The organism is Burkholderia sp. 8Y, assembly GCF_902506145.1.
GTDB lineage: Bacteria > Pseudomonadota > Gammaproteobacteria > Burkholderiales > Burkholderiaceae > Caballeronia.
This window is the reverse complement of sequence record NZ_LR733520.1, coordinates 1,506,676-1,525,751: the sequence shown is the minus strand read 5'-3', so window position 1 is coordinate 1,525,751 and position 19,076 is coordinate 1,506,676. Positions and strand designations below refer to the sequence as shown.

General features: G+C 63.3%; 20 protein-coding genes. 11 read left to right on the top strand and 9 right to left on the bottom strand.

The window, feature by feature from the left end; all coding sequences use genetic code 11:
- Nucleotides 1-215: 215 nt before the first annotated feature.
- The 5 genes from GV035_RS17665 to GV035_RS17645 form a co-directional block, all read right to left on the bottom strand.
- A complete protein-coding gene (locus GV035_RS17665; protein ID WP_159836301.1) occupies nucleotides 216-461 on the bottom strand; it encodes a DUF2795 domain-containing protein in 246 nt (81 codons plus the stop codon).
- Nucleotides 462-494: 33 nt separating this feature from the next.
- The gene (locus tag GV035_RS17660; RefSeq protein ID WP_159836300.1) at nucleotides 495-755 is read right to left on the bottom strand and encodes a hypothetical protein; all 261 of its coding nucleotides are present in this window, start codon (nucleotides 753-755) and stop codon (nucleotides 495-497) included.
- A gap of 228 nt (nucleotides 756-983) precedes the next feature.
- Nucleotides 984-2,720: a ClcB-like voltage-gated chloride channel protein gene (locus GV035_RS17655; RefSeq protein ID WP_159836299.1), complete on the bottom strand. Its 1,737-nt coding sequence runs from the start codon at nucleotides 2,718-2,720 to the stop codon at nucleotides 984-986.
- Between the two features lie 149 nt (nucleotides 2,721-2,869).
- Complete coding sequence (locus GV035_RS17650; RefSeq protein WP_159836298.1) at nucleotides 2,870-3,673, bottom strand: aldo/keto reductase; 804 nt, start codon at nucleotides 3,671-3,673, stop codon at nucleotides 2,870-2,872.
- A 41-nt stretch (nucleotides 3,674-3,714) separates the two neighbouring features.
- Nucleotides 3,715-4,452 carry a glutathione S-transferase gene (locus GV035_RS17645; RefSeq protein ID WP_159836297.1) on the bottom strand — a complete coding sequence of 246 codons (738 nt, stop codon included), beginning with the start codon at nucleotides 4,450-4,452 and terminating at the stop codon, nucleotides 3,715-3,717.
- Nucleotides 4,453-4,673: 221 nt separating this feature from the next.
- Here GV035_RS17645 and GV035_RS17640 point away from each other — a divergent pair, with 221 nt between their 5' ends.
- Nucleotides 4,674-5,912 (top strand): cystathionine gamma-synthase family protein, encoded by a 1,239-nt coding sequence (locus GV035_RS17640; RefSeq protein WP_159836296.1) that lies wholly within the window; start codon nucleotides 4,674-4,676, stop codon nucleotides 5,910-5,912.
- 575 nt (nucleotides 5,913-6,487) lie between these two features.
- Here the strand turns inward: GV035_RS17640 and GV035_RS17635 are convergent.
- Together GV035_RS17635 and GV035_RS17630 are read right to left on the bottom strand one after the other, a co-directional pair.
- On the bottom strand, nucleotides 6,488-6,736 hold the full coding sequence (locus GV035_RS17635; RefSeq protein WP_442859568.1) for a selenium-binding protein SBP56-related protein: 249 nt from the start codon (nucleotides 6,734-6,736) through the stop codon (nucleotides 6,488-6,490).
- A gap of 257 nt (nucleotides 6,737-6,993) precedes the next feature.
- Nucleotides 6,994-8,061, bottom strand: a complete 1,068-nt coding sequence (locus GV035_RS17630) for a YeiH family protein (RefSeq protein ID WP_159836295.1) — start codon at nucleotides 8,059-8,061, stop codon at nucleotides 6,994-6,996.
- Nucleotides 8,062-8,178: 117 nt separating this feature from the next.
- On the opposite strand from GV035_RS17630, the gene GV035_RS17625 reads away from it, so the two are divergent.
- The 8 genes from GV035_RS17625 to GV035_RS17590 all read left to right on the top strand — a co-directional run bounded on the left by GV035_RS17625 (nucleotide 8,179) and on the right by GV035_RS17590 (nucleotide 15,908).
- Entirely contained in the window at nucleotides 8,179-9,069 is an 891-nt protein-coding gene (locus GV035_RS17625; protein ID WP_159836294.1) for a LysR family transcriptional regulator, read from the top strand.
- A 99-nt stretch (nucleotides 9,070-9,168) separates the two neighbouring features.
- Nucleotides 9,169-9,945 carry a sugar phosphate isomerase/epimerase family protein gene (locus GV035_RS17620; RefSeq protein WP_159836293.1) on the top strand — a complete coding sequence of 259 codons (777 nt, stop codon included), beginning with the start codon at nucleotides 9,169-9,171 and terminating at the stop codon, nucleotides 9,943-9,945.
- A gap of 34 nt (nucleotides 9,946-9,979) precedes the next feature.
- On the top strand, nucleotides 9,980-10,978 hold the full coding sequence (locus GV035_RS17615) for a sugar kinase (RefSeq protein ID WP_159836292.1): 999 nt from the start codon (nucleotides 9,980-9,982) through the stop codon (nucleotides 10,976-10,978).
- A 76-nt stretch (nucleotides 10,979-11,054) separates the two neighbouring features.
- Nucleotides 11,055-12,338, top strand: coding sequence for an MFS transporter (locus GV035_RS17610; protein WP_159836291.1), 1,284 nt, complete (start codon nucleotides 11,055-11,057; stop codon nucleotides 12,336-12,338).
- A gap of 163 nt (nucleotides 12,339-12,501) precedes the next feature.
- Nucleotides 12,502-13,473 carry a 2-hydroxyacid dehydrogenase gene (locus tag GV035_RS17605; protein WP_159836290.1) on the top strand — a complete coding sequence of 324 codons (972 nt, stop codon included), beginning with the start codon at nucleotides 12,502-12,504 and terminating at the stop codon, nucleotides 13,471-13,473.
- Nucleotides 13,474-13,596: 123 nt separating this feature from the next.
- Nucleotides 13,597-14,691 (top strand): LacI family DNA-binding transcriptional regulator, encoded by a 1,095-nt coding sequence (locus GV035_RS17600; protein ID WP_159836289.1) that lies wholly within the window; start codon nucleotides 13,597-13,599, stop codon nucleotides 14,689-14,691.
- 11 nt (nucleotides 14,692-14,702) lie between these two features.
- Nucleotides 14,703-15,527, top strand: a complete 825-nt coding sequence (locus GV035_RS17595; RefSeq protein WP_159836288.1) for a YhfC family intramembrane metalloprotease — start codon at nucleotides 14,703-14,705, stop codon at nucleotides 15,525-15,527.
- A gap of 15 nt (nucleotides 15,528-15,542) precedes the next feature.
- The gene (locus GV035_RS17590; RefSeq protein ID WP_159836287.1) at nucleotides 15,543-15,908 is read left to right on the top strand and encodes a DUF3022 domain-containing protein; all 366 of its coding nucleotides are present in this window, start codon (nucleotides 15,543-15,545) and stop codon (nucleotides 15,906-15,908) included.
- A gap of 144 nt (nucleotides 15,909-16,052) precedes the next feature.
- Here the strand turns inward: GV035_RS17590 and GV035_RS17585 are convergent, their stop codons facing one another.
- Nucleotides 16,053-16,481, bottom strand: a complete 429-nt coding sequence (locus GV035_RS17585; RefSeq protein WP_159836286.1) for a PGDYG domain-containing protein — start codon at nucleotides 16,479-16,481, stop codon at nucleotides 16,053-16,055.
- A gap of 133 nt (nucleotides 16,482-16,614) precedes the next feature.
- Nucleotides 16,615-17,142 (bottom strand): Spy/CpxP family protein refolding chaperone, encoded by a 528-nt coding sequence (locus GV035_RS17580; RefSeq protein WP_159836285.1) that lies wholly within the window; start codon nucleotides 17,140-17,142, stop codon nucleotides 16,615-16,617.
- 222 nt (nucleotides 17,143-17,364) lie between these two features.
- Between GV035_RS17580 and GV035_RS17575 the strand changes: the two genes are divergently transcribed.
- Nucleotides 17,365-17,820: an Lrp/AsnC family transcriptional regulator gene (locus GV035_RS17575; protein WP_159836284.1), complete on the top strand. Its 456-nt coding sequence runs from the start codon at nucleotides 17,365-17,367 to the stop codon at nucleotides 17,818-17,820.
- A 136-nt stretch (nucleotides 17,821-17,956) separates the two neighbouring features.
- A complete protein-coding gene (locus GV035_RS17570) occupies nucleotides 17,957-19,075 on the top strand; it encodes a saccharopine dehydrogenase family protein (protein ID WP_159836283.1) in 1,119 nt (372 codons plus the stop codon).
- Nucleotide 19,076 lies beyond the last annotated feature (1 nt).

Below are 19,076 nucleotides of genomic sequence, written 5' to 3'. Positions count from 1 at the left end.
GCTTGGTCGACACTTGAATGGATCGGGCGCGTAGCGGGAAATCGCACTTGCCCTGCTGCCTACGGCGATGAACGTTGCTTTCTGAGCGACGGCGAGGCGTGCGCTCATAACGCGGACTAGCGCGTACTTTCGCAAAGCCAAAGTTGACGTACCAACTCAACAGATAACGAACGTGGCGCGTCTTTTTCCCTCCACGCACCGCGCCGCAACCACCCTCAAACCGAAATCCCCGGCCCTCCATTACTCCCCAGCAACCGCTCGACCGAATCCGCGTCCGCATAATCCTGCTCGGGCAGCCCATCGAACACATTGATGACATCGTTGCTCGCGCCCGCCTGCCGCGCCGCTTCGACGAGCGCATCCTTGTTCGCCGGAAACTGCACCATGCGCAGCGTCTGCGCGATTTCGTCGTCGATCGGCTCGTCGTTCAGAAGATGGTTCTCTGCGGGCTTGTCGGTCATCGTCGAATCCGTTGATTGTAGGGTGGAGGGCAGTCAGGTCAGCACCTGAATCGTCTGGCTTGCCATGCCGTGACGGGGCGCGCGGGATTTCGGCAGCGGCACATGACGCCAATGGGCATGATCGAGATTCTGCGCGGTGACATCCGGCGCGGGCGGCGAGACGGGCCCGGCATTCACGCGCAGCGCGGCGCGGGTCGCCGAAGCGACCGCCGAGTCCGTCGAACTCGTATGCAACGGCGCGGCATAGCAGGACACGGAAACCAGCGCCATCGACAACAACGTTGAGGTCTTCATCGGGCAACCCCTCCTCACGTAAAGCAGCGAAAAGCATCAAGCAAAGCTTATGCCGATAGCGTTTCCGCGTGCGTTCCGTGCGTCCGGGGCATGGCGCCTGGTTGCGCACGGGCGCGACCAACGGGCGTCGCGCGACCATAGTTCGAGTGATGCGTGAACTCGCCACTCGCCGTTCGGATGCGAGGTTTCCCGAAGTTGCGAGCCGCGAATTTGCACGGCCGCGCAGTTTCAGCGCGATGTCGGGTTCAAACGGAAGTATGCGTCCAGAAGCGACGTCTTGTACACGACGCCGAGCAGAAGCGGCTCGGCTTTGCGCTCGATCACCGGCAGCCGTTCGCCTTGGAACGCGAGGAAGTGCTGCAGCGCCTCGCCGAGCGCCATGTCGGGCGTGAGCACGTCGAACTGCGGCTGAAGATAGTCGGCGGCGGTCTTCGTCGCGGTGTCGCGCGCATCGAGCAGATCCGACGTGATGTCCTTCAGCGCGACGACGCCGCGAAAGCGCCCGGCTTCGTCGACCACGTACAGATATTTCACCGGATATTCGAGAAACACGCGCGTCATGTCCTTCACATTCGCCGTGAGCGGCACGACCGTATCGGCGGGTTTGACGAGCTCGCGCATCTGCGTCGCGGCGAGGCGCAGGCGCTCTTTCTCCTCGCGCGTGCGGCGCAGCGTGACTTCGTACATCGAGGTCTGCTCCGACGTGCGCGCAATGAAGTAAGCGACGACGCACGAGAGCATCAGCGGCAGCACGACCTGATACGAGAGCGTCATTTCGAAGATCATCAGGATCGCCATGAGCGGCGCGTGCGTGGCGGCGGCGAGGAAGGCGCCCATGCCGACCATCGCGTAGGCGAACGGCGCCGACGTGGAATGCGGCCAGATGCCGTGCGCGGCCATCCCGAAGAGACAGCCGAGCACCGCGCCCACGAAGAGCGTTGGCGTGAAAATGCCGCCGACCGCGCCGGAGCCCGCGGTCGCCGCCGTCGCGATGGTCTTGAAGACGAGCACGGTGAGCAGCGGCGTCCACGTCCACGGATGATGCAGCAGCGAGTTCACGACTTCGTAGCCGTTGCCCCAGACTTCCGGCCACCAGACCGAAATCACGCCGACGATCAGTCCGCCGAGCGCAAGCCGCACCGGCAACGGCAGCGGCAACAGCGCGAAGCGCCGCTTCGACGCCGCGAGCAGCCGCAGAAATTGCGGCGCGAGCGCACCGCACAAGAGGCCGAGCACCACGAAGAGCAGCACTTCGACGCCCGCGATGGTCGGAAACACCGGCATCTCGTAGGGCGGCCGGTAGCCGGCGAACTCGCGCATCGTGATGTTCGCGACGACCGACGAGACGACAATGGGCCCGAAGCTTTCCATCGCCATCGAGCCGAGCACGATTTCGGTGACGAAGAAGGCGCCCGCAATCGGCGCGTTGTACGCCGACGTGATGCCCGCCGCCGCGCCGCACGCGACCAGCAGGCGCAGGCGCGGCGGATCGAAGTGAACCCATCGGCCGATCAGCGAGGAGGCGAGCGCGGCCAGTTGCACCATCGACCCCTCCCGGCCGATGGAGCCGCCGCTCGTGATCGTGAAAAGCGACGACAGGCTCCGCCACACGGTCTGCGACACCGGCACGGCGCCGTCGCCGATGGTCACGGCTTCCATGTAATCGGCGTTCGCCTGCTTTTTTGCGTGCCGCCGCGCGGCGATCAGGCAAAAGCCCGCGACGAGTCCGCCCGCGGCCGGCAGCGCGACGCGCATCGGCCACGGCAGCATTGTCGCGAGCGCGACGAGTCCCTCCGAGTGATTGCCCAACAGCCGCTGCGACAGCGCGATGCCTCCGCGAAACACGGTCGTCGCAAACGCGCCCGCCACGCCGACGACCACCGCCCAGATGAGCATGGTGTGCGAGTCCGACAGACGAAACAGTTGTTGCGCGTACGTGCGCAGCTTGAGCAGAAACGAGAGCACGGGTCGGTTAGCTGTAAGCGTGGATAGCTTAGAAGCAGATGGAATAAGGGCGCCGCAAGAATAGCATTGCGGGCCAGCCCGGCGGCTCGCGCGCCGACAAAAAAGCCCGGCTCGCTATCGCGGACCGGGCTTGAAGCTCCAACGGCTTCCTACCACTTCGGCGCAAACGACGGATTCGCGTTGCGCTTGCCTTCGTCGAGCTTGTCGATCCTGGCGATGTCGTCGGAATCGAGCTTGAGTTTTTGCGCGTCCCAGTTGCTTTGCTGGTGCTCCGGATTGGTCGATGCCGACAGCACCACGATGTCGCGTGCGAGCAGCCACGCGAACGTGACCTGCGCGGGCGTCGCGCCGTGTTTGGCGGCGATCGCCTTGATGGTGGTGTCGTTGTGCGCGCGGCCTTCGCCGAGCGGCATGTAAGCGGTGACTTTCACGCCGAGCCGCTGCGTCGCTTCCACGAGCGGGCGGTTCGCGAGGAACGGGCTCACCTCGATCTGATTCGTCACGATCTCGCGGCCGCCGGGCGCATTCAACGCCTCTTCGAGCAGCGGCGCGGTGAAGTTCGACACGCCGTAATGACGGATCAGGCCGAGCTTCTGTGCTTCCTGCATCGCGCCGAGCGTCTCGGCGATGGGCACCGCGCCATCGGGCGACGGCCAGTGCACGAGCGCCAGGTCGATGGTGCCGATATCGAGCTTCGCGTGACTGTCATTCAGGCTCGCGATCAGCTTGTCATGCGCGAGGCGGTCCCACCAGACTTTCGTCGTGACCCAGATATCGTCGCGTGAAATGCCCGAGTCGCGCACGCCCTGGCCGACGGCGGCTTCGTTGTTATAGAACTGCGCGGTATCGATGTGGCGATAGCCGATCTGCAGCGCGCTCTTGACGGCGTGCGTGGTTTTGTCGGCATCGACGCGAAACGTGCCTAGACCGAAAGAAGGAATAGATTCAACCATGCTGGCTCCTTGTCATGAGGTTGATGTCGTGAGAACACATGTCAGTGCGCGTCCTGATCCCGCTCGGGGTAGTGCCGGAAAATGCCCGATTCATTGAATGCAATGCGCCGCTCCGAATCGACGTACGCCGCGATGTTCGGCCGTTCGCGCACCGCGTCGTGCAGCGCCGCAACGCGCGGATAGTGTTTCGCGAACGTCTTCATCGCGCGAGGGAATGCATAATGCAAACCCTCGACGATCTGGAACATCGAGAGATCGACATACGTGATGGCGTCGCCGATCATCTGCGTGTCGCCGTCGGCGTTCTGCTTGAGCACGCGCTCGAAATAGCCGATGAATTTCGGTACGCGCTTCTCGATGAAGTTCTTCGTGCGAATCTTCGCGGCGTCTTTCTGGTCTTCGTAATACAGATCGGTGGCGAGCGGATGATGCGTGTCGTGCACTTCGGCGACGAAGTCTGCGATGGTCAGTTGCAGCCCGTGCGCGACATGGCGCAAGGCTTCGTCTTTCGGCGCAAGATTCAGCTTCGGGCCGAGATAGAGCAGGATGTTCGCGACGTGCGGCACGATGAGTTCGCCGTCCTTCAGAAACGGCGGCGCAAACGGAATGTGCGGCTCGGTCTTGCTGTTCAGCAGCTTCATCATGGCGTCCATGCCGTAGCCGCTTTTCTTTGACTCGCGGGCGACGTCGATGTACTCGGCGCCCGCATCCTCCAGTGCGAGCCGCACGAATTCGCCGCGGCCCTGTAAGCCATCCCAATAGTAGAGTTCGTAAGCCATGCGTGAGCTCCTCGTCAAATCATGCCGGAAGCGGCAACGTGCGGCGTTTCTGCTATTGAAGCACGTTGCGAGCGGACACAGAGCGCAATCCGAGCAACGGCTATTCCCGCGCTAAACCGCCGAACGGCGAAAAAGTGCCGGTGTAGAATGGTCTTTTGCATGCCGCCTACATCACGCGGCATACAGCATGCAAGCGATATCGACACGGAAGCGGAGAAGGGATGGACAAGCAAGGCTTCACCACGGGCATCGTTCACGGCGACCGAAACGCCGGCGTCGAACATGGCGGCTTGCGGCAACCGATCCATACATCGGTTCAGTACGGGTTCGAGCGCGTCGAAGATCTGATCGGTGTATTCCAGGGCACGAAGAAGGGCGGCTACAACTACGCGCGCCAGGGCACGCCGACCACGGCGGCGCTCGAGCGCAAGGTGACGATGCTCGAGGAAGGCGTCGGTTCGATATGCTTCAGCACCGGCATGGCCGCGATCACCGCCGTGTTCCTGACGCTTCTGCGCGCGGGCGACCATCTCGTCGCGAGCCGCTATGTGTTCGGCAACACGAATAGCCTGTTCAACACGCTTCGCACGCTCGGTATCGAGGTGACGACAGTGGATGCGAGCACGCGAGAACATGTCGCCGAGGCCGTCACGCCGAAAACGCGCATGGTCTTTGTCGAGACGATCGCGAATCCGGGCACGCAGGTGCCGGATCTGCTGGGAATCGGCGAGCTGTGCCGCGAGCGCGGACTTGCTTACGTGGTCGATAACACCATCACGTCGCCTGCGCTCTTCAAGCCGAAAAGCGTCGGTGCGAGCCTCGTCGTGAACTCGCTGACGAAGACCATTGCGGGTCATGGCGCGGCGCTCGGCGGTGCGGTCACGGACACAGGGCTTTTCGACTGGAGCCAATACCCGAATATCGCGGACGACTACCGCCGTGCCGGTCCCAAGGAGCAGGCGCTATTGCAGATTCGCAAGAAGGGACTGCGCGATATGGGCGCGGCGTTGTCGTCGGAGCAGGCGCATCAGATCGCGCTAGGTGCCGAGACGCTCGCGCTGCGCGTGACGAAGTGCAGCGACAACGCGCTTGCGCTCGCGCGCTTTCTTGAGGGGCACGAGGCTATCGGCCGCGTGTTCTATCCAGGGCTCGAAAGTCATCCGCAGTATGGCATCGCGAAGTCGTTGTTCAAGAGCAACTCGTGGCTGCTCTCGTTCGAATTGCGCAATCCGGACAGAATGATCGAGGTGATCAACGCCTTGCAACTGCCGGTTAAGGCGACGGGTCTCGGCGATACGCGCACGCTCATCATTCCTGTTGCGCCGACTATTTTCTTCGAAGCAGGCGCAGACACGCGCAAGGCGATGGATATTTCCGACGGCATGATCCGGCTGTCGGCGGGCATCGAGGAAATCGACGATCTCGTCGCGGATTTCGAGCAGGCGCTTCGGCTTGGTTGATACGCAGGCGAAAGACGTAGAAGGCCGCCTTCGGGCGGTATTTGTGTAATCATTAGCTTTACTAACGGATGACAGGCGAGCTTGCTTGCCGATGGTCGGTTGAAGCGGCGCGCCCTTTGATTCGCGGGGGCACCGCGCTGCACTTCCGGCGAGCCGCAACGCGTTCATCAACGGATCAGGCGGGCGGCTTTCAGGACCGTTTCCCAACAGTCAGCGAGCCTTGAACGGATCGCTTAGTGGTTATACGCGGCGAGCCCGCTGCCTTTTGAGTCCAGCGTGAGCCTGCTTCAGCAACTGCTTGGCTTTTTCATGTGGCCACCGAACTCATCGCGTCGGGCCGATTGTGCGGCCTCGGTGTGCCGCTATTTAAGATCGACGAGTTGATGTCGTGATTTATCGCACCGCTACAAGCCATAGCGGTCGCAGCAGCCAATGCGAGCCACAGCGATGACCGTACGTTTCACGTGTTTTCGCACTCATGTTGTTACGCAAGAGACGACGCGTTAGAGGGAGTCTCTGTCTGTCGTGCATGGCAGACCTCACCGCTTTGCAGGCAGTCGCTGAGGCATACAACGTCATGGCCGCAGCTGCCGCTGACTCAGAACTCTGTTGATCGAGCAGCAGCACGCCGCCGGGCTCTTTGCCTTCGGCGTTGACACGCGCGGTGACATAGATGCCGCCCGGTCCGCATGAACGGTGTGTGGCCGCGTATAGCCGGTTTTCGCGGCAAGCTCTTCACGTTCGATCGTCTTGACGATGACCGGCCTTTTCGGGTCGGGCTTCGTATCGACGATGGCAACTCGCGAAGAACGCAGCCGCGGCACGACGTATTCTCCGTTTTGGCAACCGGCAACTAGGAGGCAAGCGCGCCTTCATGTCGGGCGCGGCGACTTTCGCTCCGCCGTCGCAAAGGGAGATTCATGGCAATCAGCGCATTAGCATCATGACACTGCGTCGGCCTAGAACAAAAAGGGCTGAGTCCTGTGATGTCCAGAACTCAGCCCCACGGCGCTTAAGCCGAAACCTTCCGCATTACGGCGTTAGTCCATGTGAACGCCGCCCTTGCACGCTAAGACGTGGCTCAGCCGAAGAGCCGCTCGACGCCATACGTGATCGCCAGACCGCCGCCGATCAGCCATGCATAGAGAATCGCGCCGGTCGCGATGGCACGGGGGCCGGCTTCCCGAATCTGCGCGATGCGCGTTTCCATGCCGAGCGCGGTCATCGCCATCGTGAGCGCGAAGGTGTCGAGCGTGTTGAGCGTGCTCGTCGCGGTATCGGGCAGGACGTGCAGCGAATTCACGACGACGAGCGCGAGAAAGCCCAGCGCGAACCACGGCACCGCCAGCTTGCCTTTGCCACTGTTCGCGCCCGTTGCGGCATCGCTGCGCGCCCGGCTGACCCACACGCCAACGACCAGCAACACCGGCACCAGCAACATCACGCGCGTCATCTTGACGATCGTCGCGATATGGGTGGCTTCCGGACTCACGTTGCTCGCCGCGCCGACGACCTGCGCGACTTCGTGAATCGTGCCGCCAAAAAAGAGCCCTGCGCCGAGCGTATCGAGATGCAGCCAGCCTGCATGCAATGCGATCGGATAGAGGAACATCGAGAGCGTGCCGAACAGCACGACACTGCCGACCGCCATCGCGCTCTTGTGCGGCTTCGATTGCAGCGTCGATTCGAACGCGAGCACCGCCGCCGCGCCGCAGATCGCACTGCCTGCCGCCGTGAGAAGCGCGGTATCGCGGTCGAGCTTCATCACTTTCATGCCGACCCAGGTGCCGATCACGAGCGTGCTCACGACGACGAGCACCGACACGGTGAAGCCCGGCAAGCCGACCTGCGCGATCTCCTGCAAGCTCACGCGCAGTCCGAAGAACGCCACGGCGATGCGCAACAGCTTGCGCGCCGAGAAGTTGACGCCGGCGGCCCAGCTTTGCGGCATGCCGTCCTTCAGCGCGTTGCCGTACAACGCGCCCGCCACGATGCCGACGATCAACGGGCTGATTCCGAGCCCGGCGATGAACGGGAGCGCGGACAGCCGCGTGACTGCGGCGGCGAAGAGTGCGACAAAAAGAATGCCATTGAGCTGCCCGCGTGCGGACGAACTGGAGGCAAGTGAACCGGGCTGGACCGTGGACATGGTGCGGGCGTCCTTCATTGAGCAGTTAAGCAATGTCGCTATCCTAAATCCGATATATGCATATGAAAAATCGTGATTTAGAATGCAAACTATAGCCTTAGCTGATACTTCTGCTACATGACCCCCGACCAACTGATAACTTTCGCGACGGTAGCGGAGCACGGCAATATCAGCCGGGCCGCGATAGCACTGCACTTGTCCCAACCCGCGGTGTCCGGTCAGCTTCGTCTTTTGAATGATGAATTCGGTGAACCGCTTTATCAGCGCGACGGACGCGGCATCAGGCTTACACCGGCAGGCGAGGCCGTGCTCGATTACGCCAGGCGGTTGCGGGAGACGTTTCAGCAGGCGCACGCGCTGCGCGACGCGATGCGGGGACTGGAAAGCGGCACGCTGCGCATCGGCGCCAGCACGACGCCCGCGAGCTATCTGCTGCCGTACCTGATCGCGGCGTTCAAGAAGCGCCATCCAGAGGTCGCGGTGACGACCATCGACGGCAATACGGCGGAAATCGTCGCGGCGCTCGGCTCGCTGGATGTCGCGATCATCGAAGGGCCGGCCGGACTCGAACTGCCGCCGGCGGCGGGCGTGACGCCCTGGCTTGACGATGAGATCGTCGCCATTCTTCCCGCCAGCCATCCGCTCGCGGACGGCCGCGACACCGCGACGCTCGACGCCATCGGCGCGCATCCGCTCGTGTTGCGCGAGCGCGGGTCCGGCGTGCGCCAGATTGTCGAGCGGGCGTTCGCGGAGCGCGAGGTCGGCATGCGCGTCGCGCTGGAGATCGCGGGCGTCGAGGGCGTGAAAGAAGCGGTGCGGGCGGGCATGGGCATCGGCTTCGTTTCCGCGATGTCTATTCGACACGAGGACGGTGCGCTGCGGCGTCTGCACATCGCGCCCGAGCCGCTCATGCGCCGTTTCTCGATTCTCGTGCCGCACGCCGCGGCGCCATCGCGGGCTGCGGCGCGCTTTTTGGAACTCTGCGAAGACCGCACCGTGACCGGCTAGGGAATTCCACTATGGCGTGAGCCGGCCGCCGAAGCGCAGTATGCGGAATCAGTGAGGCGCTTCGGCGTCTTTTTCGTAAGCGAGGATGGAACCGGTTCCATGAGATCGTCGAGCACTAACGCGAAAACCGAAGTCGTGATAGTCGCAAGCGCGTTCGGCGTCGATGCGATCCGCCGCGACGGTCATTCCGTGTGGGCAGAAAAGGCGGCGCTTTCGGGCGCGGACGGCTTCGAGGTCCGTCGCGAACTGTGCGCGGACGTCAGCTTGCACGCGCTGGCGCAACTCGGCGAGCGAATCCACGCTGCTGGATTGTGGGCGGTGCATTCGACGCCAGCAACGCTGTTTGCGGCTGACGGCTCGCTCGATCGCGACGCGCTTGCACTCGCCATCGACGAAGCGCACGCGCTCGGCGCACGCATCGTCAAACTGCAACTCGGCGGCGACGAGCACGGCGTCGCGACGGATTCGGCGACGCTCGATGCGCTCACGCGCGCCGTCGGCGGTTCACGGGCGCGGGTCCTCGTTGAGAACGGCCAACTGCGCGCAGGCGGCCTGCCGAGTGCATTCAAAATGCTGTTCGCGGCGCTGCCCGCCGAAACCGGTCTCGCGATGACCTTCGACACGGGCAACTGGCGCTGGGCCGATGTGAATCCGCTTGACGCAGCGGAGCGGCTCGCATCGCACGTCGGCTACGTGCATTGCAAGACGACGCAAGGCAAGGGCGCGCGGCGCTTCGCCGTTGCACCGGCCCCCGACGATGCGGCATTCGCCGCGCTTCTCGCGCGACTGCCATCGGATGTGCCGCGCGGCATCGAGTATCCGTTTCACGACGAAGCCGACGCCGCGATCCAGGTTGCGCGCATTGCCGTTTTTTGATTTGAATTTTGTACGCAAAAGGCAAGGATCGAACATGCAAATCGAGCACGAAGCTCTGGACATCGTCACCTACGGCGAGGCCATGACGATGTTCGTCGCCGCCGACACGGGCGATCTCGCGTCGGTCGGCCACTTCACGAAGCGCATCGCCGGGGCGGATCTCAACGTCGCGATCGGCTTGTCGCGGCTCGGTTTCAAGGTCGGCTGGATGAGCCGCGTCGGCCGCGATTCATTCGGGCGCTACGTGCTCGACGTGCTCGCCGCGGAAGGCATCGACGCGCGCTGCGTGAGCACCGACGAACGTTATCCGACAGGCTTCCAGTTGAAGGGCAAATGCGACGACGGCAGCGATCCCGCCGTCGAATATTTTCGCAAAGGCTCGGCGGCAAGCCATCTGTCTGTTGATGATTATGTCGCCGACTACGTGCTCGGCGCACGGCATCTGCATCTGACGGGCGTCGCGCCGGCCATATCCGCGAGTTCGCGCGAACTTGCATTCCACATGGCCCGCGAAATGCGTGCTGCATGCAAATCCATCTCCTTCGATCCGAACCTGCGCCCGACGCTATGGCCGTCGCGCGAAGCGATGGCCGAGTCGCTGAATGCGCTCGCCGCGCTCGCCGACTGGGTGTTGCCCGGCGTGAGCGAGGGCTTGGCGCTCACGGGTTACGCGAAGCCCGAAGACATCGCGGCGTTTTATCTCGATCGCGGCGCGAAAGGCGTGGTCGTGAAGCTCGGCGCGCAGGGCGCGTACTTCCGCACCGCCGCCGGCGATTCGGGCCTGGTGTCGGGCGTGCCGGTGACGAACGTGGTCGATACCGTCGGCGCGGGCGATGGGTTCGCGGTCGGCGTCGTTAGCGCGCTGCTCGAAGGACGCAGCGTGCGCGATGCGATCGCACGCGGCAATCGCATCGGCGCGCTGGCGATCCAGGTGATCGGCGACAGCGAAGGCTTGCCGACGCGCGAGGCGCTCGATGCACTGGAAGCGCAGGACAAGAACGACAAGACGGCGCAAGCCGCGATCATCGTCTGACAATGGCAGACGGCAATCAGGCAAGCCTAGTCGCAAGCTATCTCAAGACACCGACAAACTAGCGTTCGGAGACAACATGCACACATCCACGACATCCACGCTCGCGGTACGCCGCTGGTGGGCGATCATGCCGATCGTCTTCATCACGTACAGCCTCGCGTATCTGGACCGCGCGAACTATGGCTTCGCTTCGGCGGCGGGCATCAATCAGGATCTCGGCATCAGCAAGGGGCTGTCGTCGCTGATCGGCGCGCTGTTCTTTCTCGGCTATTTCTTCTTCCAGATTCCGGGCGCGATCTACGCTGAGCGCCGCAGCGTGAAGAAACTCGTGTTCTGGAGCCTCGTGCTGTGGGGCGCGTGCGCGGCGGCGACGGGCATGGTCAGCAACATTCCGTCGCTGATGGCGATTCGCTTCGTGCTCGGCATCGTCGAGGCCGCGGTGATGCCCGCGATGCTCGTCTTCATCGCGAACTGGTTTACGAAATCCGAGCGATCGCGCGCGAATACGTTTCTCATCCTTGGCAATCCGGTGACGGTGTTATGGATGTCGGTCGTATCGGGCTATCTGGTGAACTCGTTCGGCTGGCGTCACATGTTCGTCGCAGAAGGTCTGCCGGCGATCGTATGGGCGGTGATCTGGTGGTTCATCGTGAAGGACAAGCCCGCGCAGGTGAGCTGGCTGTCCGAGCAGGAAAAACGCGATCTCGACGCGACGCTGCGCGCCGAGCAAGCCGCGATCAAGCCGGTGAAGAACTATGGCGAAGCGTTCAGGTCGCCGGCGGTCATCAAGCTGTGCGCGCAGTATTTCTGCTGGAGCATCGGCGTGTACGGGTTCGTGCTCTGGCTGCCGTCGATTTTGAAGAGCGGTTCGACGCTGGGCATGGTCGAGACCGGCTGGCTGTCGGCGGTGCCGTATCTCGCGGCCACCATTGCGATGCTGCTGGCTTCGTGGGCATCCGACAAGCTGCAGGCGCGCAAGGCATTCGTCTGGCCCTTTCTGCTAGTTGGCGCAATTGCGTTCGCGGGTTCGTATCTGCTTGGGACAACTAACTTCTGGGCTTCGTACGCGCTGCTCGTGATCGCGGGCGCGGCCATGTATGCGCCGTATGGTCCGTTCTTTGCGATCGTGCCTGAGCTGCTGCCGAAGAATGTCGCTGGCGGAGCGATGGCGCTTATCAATAGCATGGGCGCGTTGGGCTCGTTCGTGGGTTCTTACGTGGTCGGGTATCTCAATGGGGCGACCGGGTCGCCGGCGGCCTCTTACGTGTTTATGAGTGGTGCGCTGTTGCTTTCTGTCTGGTTCACGCTGGCTATTCGGCCTCAGGGCGCTGTTCAGGCTTCGGGGGTTTTGCGGTCTTAATCTATGCGTTTTCCGGGGAGCTTGTTTTCGGCGCGAGAACAAGTTCCACGAAGTACGAAGCAACTCGAAGCTAGGTAAGCTAGACAAGTCAAGTGAGCCAAGAGCAAGAACCGCAACCAAAACTCTCCGCGTGCCAAAGGCCGAACCCAAACTCCGACCGACCATGACCCGAAAGAAAATCGTAGCCTATAAACCCTTACCGCCCGACGTGGAAGCTTACCTCCGCACGCACGCGAAAGTCGTCAACGTGGACCCGAAGGACCACACCGCGTTCATAGCGGCGCTGAAAGAAGCCGACGGCGCCATCGGCGCAAGCGTGAAAATCACGCCGGACATGCTCCAAGGCGCCACGCGCCTGAAGGCGTTATCGACCGTCTCGGTAGGCTACGATAATTTCGACGTCGACGACCTCACGCGCCGCGGCATCGTCCTGACACACACGCCGGACGTGCTCACCGAATCCACCGCGGATACCGTATTCGCGCTGATTCTTGCCAGCGCGCGCCGCGTCGTGGAGCTTGCCGAATGGGTCAAGGAAGGCAACTGGAAGGCAAGCATCGGCGAAGCCTGTTTCGGCGTCGATGTGCAGGGCAAGACGCTTGGTATCGTCGGGCTGGGCCGCATCGGCGGGGCAGTCGCGCGGCGCGCGGCGCTCGGCTTTCGGATGAACGTGCTCTACACCAATCGGCAGCCGAACGAACAGGCCGAGAAAGACTACGGCGCGAAGCGCGTGCCGCTCGACGAACTGCTCCCTCAATCCGACTTCGTTTGCCTGCAAGTGCCGCTCACGCCCGAGACGCGCGGTCTCATCGGCGCTAACGAATTGAAGACGATGAAGCCAAGCGCGATTCTGATAAACGCGTCGCGCGGACCGACCGTCGACGAAGCCGCGCTCATCGAAGCCCTGAAGAACGGCACGATCCGCGGCGCCGGTCTGGATGTATTCCAGCACGAGCCGCTGCCTGTCGATTCGCCGCTCCTCGCGATGAAGAACGTCGTCGCGCTGCCGCACATCGGATCGGCCACGCACGAGACACGGCATGCAATGAACCGCAACGCCGCTGAGAACCTCATCGGCGCGCTCGACGGCACGCTCACCCAAAACATCGTCAACCGCGAAGTGCGCATGCGCTGAGAGCGATGGGATCGGCGCGTCGTATGCGATAACATGCGTCTGGGCGAACCCCTCGCGCCGCCTCGCATTTTGCATGCAGCGCGCATCGCCGTTCAGTGAACGAGCCATGCCTCACGACACATCATGTCCGACGATCCCGATAACCAGACTCATCGCCCGCCGACTTTCGCCGCGCGCCGCGCGACGATCACCGATGTCGCCCGCGAGGCCGGCACAGGCAAGACAAGTATCTCGCGCTATCTGAACGGCGAGACCGGCGTGCTGTCGCCCGAACTGCGTGAGCGCATCGAAGCCGCTATCGCGAAGCTGGACTATCGGCCGAACCAGATGGCGCGCGGCCTGAAACGCGGGCGCAACCGCTTGATCGGCATGCTGCTCGCCGATCTCACGAATCCGTACTCCGTGGAGGTGCTGCAAGGCGTCGAGGCCGCGTGCCACGCGCTCGGCTACATGCCGCTCATCTGCCATGCCGCGAATGAAGTCGACATGGAGCGGCGCTATCTGCAACTGCTCACGACGTATCGCGTGGAAGGCGTGATCGTCAATGCGCTCGGCGTGAAGGAAGAACTGCTGCAGGGCTTCACACAAGGCGGCATTCCCGTGGTGCTGGTGGACCGCACGGTCGAAGGCATCGTCACCGATATGGTCGGCCTCGACAATGCCGCCGCCGTCGCGCTCGCCACGCGTCATCTCGTCGATGAAGGCTTCGACGAACTGTTGTTCATCGTGCAGCCGGTGATGCACGTGAGTTCCCGACGCTTGCGCGAAGCCGCGTTTCGCGAAACCGTCGCGGCGCTGGGCGCAAGCGGCTCGACGCTCGTCCTCGAGCTCGCGGATGCCGCGACCGCGCTCGCCGAGATGGACCGGCGGGTCGAAGCGGCGCGCGCGGCGGGCAAGCGCGTCGCGCTCTTCGCGGCGAACGGACCCGTCGCGCTGCGCGTCGCGGTGCATCTGAAGGAGCGCCACGGCCCGGATTGGCAGGCGAGCGTCGCGCTGCTCGCCATCGACGATTCGGAATGGGCGGAACTCGCGGGCATGACAGCGGTGCGCCAGCCGACCTACGAGATTGGCCGGCGCGCGGTCGGGTTCCTGCACGAGCGGCTCGGCGGGGCGTTGATGCCGGCGCGCGAGTGCCTGTTGCCGGGCGAGCTCATCGTGCGATCATCGACGCAACGCTTGGCCAGCATCGGGCAACAGCCGGCCTCCCAAGGACTGTGAAGGACACCTGAATGATCAGTATCCCGACACTGGCGAGCCTCGTGCTCGTGACGCTCATTGTCGCGGCCATGCCCGTCGTGTTGTATCGAAAGCTGCGCGCACGGTTTCGGCTCGTGCCGCGCGAGCCGATTCTCGGCATCGCGGTCTTTGCGCTCTTTGCAATGGTCATCGAGCGCGCGCTGCACGGCTTCATGCTTGGCAACGCGGTGACGTCGCACTGGTTGTCGAATCCTGTCGCGTTCGTCGTGTACGGCGCGCTCGCGGCGGGCGTGTGCGAGGAAGTCGGGCGCTTTGCCGGCATGAAGTGGCTGATCCGGCGCGAACCCGCCGCGCTCGAACGGCACGGCCCCGCGCTTGGCTATGGCATCGGTCATGGCGGAGCGGAGGCGTGGATCGTCGGCGCGCTCGTGCAGGCGCAGTGGATCGTGTATGCGGTGCTGGCGAATAACGGCACGCTCGACACGCATTTCGAAAGCGCGCCGCTCGATGCGCTCGCGCGCATTCACATGATTCTCATGAGCCTGTCGCCCGTGTCGGCGGGCATCTTTCTTGTCGAGCGCGCGAGCGCATTCGTCTTTCAACTCGGCTTTTCCGCACTCATGTGGCAACTGCTGCGCGAACGCTCGCGGGCCGCGCTTGGCGTGCTGATTGCAGCGCACGCGCTCGTCGGACTGCCCGCCGCGCTCTTTCAGGCGCGCATGATTCCGCTCGTAGCCGCGGATGCGGTGTATCTCGTGCTGGGCGTGATCGTCGCGCTGGCGCTCGTGCGCTACTATCGGCGAGCCGCCGAAGCCGAAGCCGGCAGCGCCACATCGCGCGGCGTGCGCCAACCCTGACCGATCGAACATCGAATGGACGATTACCAATACGACTGTCCGAGCGCGGACATCGACATGCTCGCGCATGTCATCAGCGATTTGTTCCCCGAGCAGACGCAATTCGCCGAGCGCATCGACGATAACGGCCGCACTTCGCTGATGATTCATTACATCGCGATGCGCTTCGGCTCGACGGCGCGGCGCATCACCATCGACGTGCGCTTCGATCCGGCCGCGCTTGCGCGGTATCGCGCGCTGCCGCCGCGCCTGCACGCGCGAAGCTATGCGGTGCTGCGCGCCTATGTGGAAGCGACGCTCGGCTCGCTCGAAGAACGCTACGCGAATGGGGAGACGGTGCCGCGCGAAACGGAAATCGAAATGGGCGATGACTTTGCCTGAGCGCGCTTCGGCGTTCGAGGCGTTTGGAGTAAGTAGGGTGCTTAGGGCTTGAAGGAGCGTCGAGAAGTTCGAGGCGCTCAAGACGCCTAGAGACGCTGAGAGGCCAATACAGGCTTTGAGGCCCGTACAGGCGCTCAATAGCCCTTACGCGTCGCGATACACCTTCGCGAAGCGCGCCGCCTTGACGACGCCATAATCGCCCGGTGCATACTGCATCACCCAATCGCCGGGGTCGCCCCTCAGCACGTCGCCGGCAGCCGAGCGCGCGATGCTGAACGCCTCCTGCATCTGCTTCGCGAGCACGACGCTCGGCAGGTTGCGGTATGTGCCCGGCTCGCCATGCGCGATCCCGCCTTCGGCCACATACTTCGCGTCGAAACGCTCACGCGACACCACCCAGCGTTCGCCCGATGCGCCCGTCACGATGGCGTCGCCCGTCGTGTAGCGATTTGGTCCTTCGAGGCTCATCAATTCGCCAGCGGCAGCCGCGAATTCGACGGCCACCGCCTCGTTCTTGACGACGCGGCGCGCGGCGGGATCGGTCGAGAGATCGGGTTTAGAGAGATTCAGCATGGGGATATGAATACAAAGTGCGGAGCGCGATGCTAACGGCAATTGTGACATTTTGCATGCGGCATGCGGTGTTGGCATGCAAAAGGCCCGCATCGGCAAAGATACGGGCCCCTGAAATGGCGACGATGGCGGCTTAGGGCTTCGTTGCCGATGCGGCGTCGGCGCCTGCAGCGTGTGGATGCCGCAGGCCATGCCCGTGGCGTCCGTGGTGTTCGCCGTCCTGACGGAAGCTCGTATCGGCGAGCTTCTTCTGTTCCGGCGACATGCTCGCGTACAGCGGTTCGAATGCGTCCACCAGACGCTTCGTGCCGTCCGCGTTCGCTTGCGTGATCTGCTGATACTGCTTCATGTCGTCGAGTGCGGACATGGTGTCGCGCTGCGCGATGCGCTGGCGATACAGATCCGACATCGTGCGGGCGTTCTCACGCATGGCGTCGGCGAACGGCGTCCACTGCGCTTCCTGGGCGGACGTGATCTTGAGGCTTGAATGCAGTTGAGCGATGCGCTCTTCGACGCGCGCTTCGCGCTTGGACCCAGCGGGCGCAGAGGCGGACTGCGCGGTTGCGGCGGAAGCGGGCGCGGTTGCCGCAGGCGCGGACGATTGTGCGAAGACCGCCGTGACGGCACAGGACGCCGCCAGTGCGACAAGTGTTTTTTTCATTCGTGAATCCTTCGATCGATGGAAAAGTGGCGAGCCGCGCGGCCTGACAAGGCGCTGACAGCGCAGACAGGTCATACGCGAGCGATAACGCCGTCGCCGGATATTAGTATCACGATTGAGCGACAATCCGCCTGCATTGCCACAACTGCTTACATTCGATACGTCCTTGGAAAAATCGCATCGGATAATGAATTCAATACGAAGCCAAGCAAAGGGGACGACATGAGACCACCGCGCCTCGATCAGCTGGACGACATCGACCGCAATCTCGTCGCGCTGTTGCAGACCAACGCCCGCGACAGCGTGGCGAATCTCGCGCGGCAACTGGGCGTCGCGCGCACGACGGTCATTGCCCGGATCGCGCGGCTGGAGAAGAACAACGTGATCGCGGGCTACGGCGTACGGCTCGGGCAGGACGTGCTCGATGCGAGCATTCAGGCGTATGTCGGCATCAAGCTGGCGCCGAAGTACGGCCGCGATGTCCAGAAGCGTCTTGCGCGCATGCCCGAGATCCAGTTGTTGTGCGCGGTGAGCGGCGAATTCGACTACGTCGCGTGGCTGCGCGCTGATTCTCCGGACCGCCTGAACGATCTGCTCGATGAGATCGGCGCGCTGGAAGGCGTCGAGCGCACGACGACTTCCATCATCCTTGCACGCAAGATCGATCGCACGGGATGAGGCATGCAAAATACAAATCGCATCACGCGCTCGTCGAATTGACGAAAACCGTCGCCGTTTCGCATCAATTTGCGTCTAGGATCAGTCTTCACACACTCCTACACTGAGGCGTTCACAGCCCTACAAGGAGACGAAGATGAAAGTGGCACTGGTCGGCGCCGGGTTGATCGGTCAAAGCATCGCGCATCTGCTGCGGGAAACAGGCGACTTCGAGGTCGTCGCTTTCGATCGCGACGAACACGCGCTCGCGCAACTCGACGCGCAGGGCATCCCGACGCGCCGCGTCGATTCCGCTGATACTGCCGCCCTGCGTCACGCGCTCGCCGGCTTCGATGCGCTCGTCAATGCGCTGCCGTATTACCTTGCGATCGCGGTCGCGTCGGCCGCGAAAGCGGCGGGCGTCCATTATTTCGATCTGACCGAGGACGTGCGCGCGACGCATGCGATTCGTGCCATCGCCGACGGATCGCATACTGCATTCATGCCGCAATGCGGGCTCGCGCCGGGTTTCATCGGCATCGTCGCGCACGATCTCGCGGGGCGGCTCGACGACCTCCGCGAAGTAAAGATGCGCGTCGGCGCGCTGCCGCAGTTCCCCACCAACGCGCTGAAGTACAACCTGACGTGGAGCATCGACGGGCTCATCAACGAATATTGTCAGCCGTGCGAAGCGGTGCGCGAAGGCCGCACGCAGTGGGTGCAGCCGCTCGAAGGCGTTGAACATTTTTCGCTGGACGGCATCGAGTACGAAGCGTTCAACACGTCGGGCGGGCTCGGGACGCTATGCGAGACGCTCGCGGGCAAAGTCGAATCGCTGGATTACAAGTCGGTGCGTTATCCGGGACATCGGGATCTGATGAAGTTCCTGCTCGACGACCTGCGCATGTCCACCGACCGCGACGGCCTGAAGGCGATGCTCAAGCGCGCGGTGCCCTCGACGGCGCAGGACGTCGTGCTGATTTTCGTGACGGTGACGGGCATGCGCGGCGGCTCGAACGGCCAACTGGTGCAAAACGTGTTCACGCGCAAGATCGTCGCGAAGGAAGTGTGCGGCGTGCCGATGAGCGCGATTCAGATCACGACGGCAGGCGCGGTCTGCGCCGAACTGGATCTTTTCCGCGAAGGCGTCCTGCCGCAAAGCGGCTTCGTGCGGCAGGAGCAGGTTCCGCTCGATGCGTTCCTCGAAAACCGTTTCGGCAAGCTGTACGAAGGCGCGAACGCGCTGCAAGCGCCCAGACGGCTGGCGGTCGCGTAAG

Bases quoted from the DNA above. Each gene is read 5' to 3' on its own strand.
- GV035_RS17605 (WP_159836290.1), top strand. From the start codon at position 12,502: ATGACCCGAAAGAAAATCGTAGCCTATAAACCCTTACCGCCCGACGTG.
- GV035_RS17660 (WP_159836300.1), bottom strand. From the start codon at position 755: ATGAAGACCTCAACGTTGTTGTCGATGGCGCTGGTTTCCGTGTCCTGC.
- GV035_RS17650 (WP_159836298.1), bottom strand. From the start codon at position 3,673: ATGGTTGAATCTATTCCTTCTTTCGGTCTAGGCACGTTTCGCGTCGAT.
- GV035_RS17585 (WP_159836286.1), bottom strand. From the start codon at position 16,481: ATGCTGAATCTCTCTAAACCCGATCTCTCGACCGATCCCGCCGCGCGC.
- GV035_RS17640 (WP_159836296.1), top strand. From the start codon at position 4,674: ATGGACAAGCAAGGCTTCACCACGGGCATCGTTCACGGCGACCGAAAC.
- GV035_RS17610 (WP_159836291.1), top strand. From the start codon at position 11,055: ATGCACACATCCACGACATCCACGCTCGCGGTACGCCGCTGGTGGGCG.
- GV035_RS17580 (WP_159836285.1), bottom strand. From the start codon at position 17,142: ATGAAAAAAACACTTGTCGCACTGGCGGCGTCCTGTGCCGTCACGGCG.
- GV035_RS17595 (WP_159836288.1), top strand. From the start codon at position 14,703: ATGATCAGTATCCCGACACTGGCGAGCCTCGTGCTCGTGACGCTCATT.
- GV035_RS17590 (WP_159836287.1), top strand. From the start codon at position 15,543: ATGGACGATTACCAATACGACTGTCCGAGCGCGGACATCGACATGCTC.
- GV035_RS17600 (WP_159836289.1), top strand. From the start codon at position 13,597: ATGTCCGACGATCCCGATAACCAGACTCATCGCCCGCCGACTTTCGCC.
- GV035_RS17625 (WP_159836294.1), top strand. From the start codon at position 8,179: ATGACCCCCGACCAACTGATAACTTTCGCGACGGTAGCGGAGCACGGC.
- GV035_RS17575 (WP_159836284.1), top strand. From the start codon at position 17,365: ATGAGACCACCGCGCCTCGATCAGCTGGACGACATCGACCGCAATCTC.
- GV035_RS17570 (WP_159836283.1), top strand. From the start codon at position 17,957: ATGAAAGTGGCACTGGTCGGCGCCGGGTTGATCGGTCAAAGCATCGCG.
- GV035_RS17630 (WP_159836295.1), bottom strand. From the start codon at position 8,061: ATGTCCACGGTCCAGCCCGGTTCACTTGCCTCCAGTTCGTCCGCACGC.
- GV035_RS17645 (WP_159836297.1), bottom strand. From the start codon at position 4,452: ATGGCTTACGAACTCTACTATTGGGATGGCTTACAGGGCCGCGGCGAA.
- GV035_RS17620 (WP_159836293.1), top strand. From the start codon at position 9,169: ATGAGATCGTCGAGCACTAACGCGAAAACCGAAGTCGTGATAGTCGCA.
- GV035_RS17615 (WP_159836292.1), top strand. From the start codon at position 9,980: ATGCAAATCGAGCACGAAGCTCTGGACATCGTCACCTACGGCGAGGCC.
- GV035_RS17665 (WP_159836301.1), bottom strand. From the start codon at position 461: ATGACCGACAAGCCCGCAGAGAACCATCTTCTGAACGACGAGCCGATC.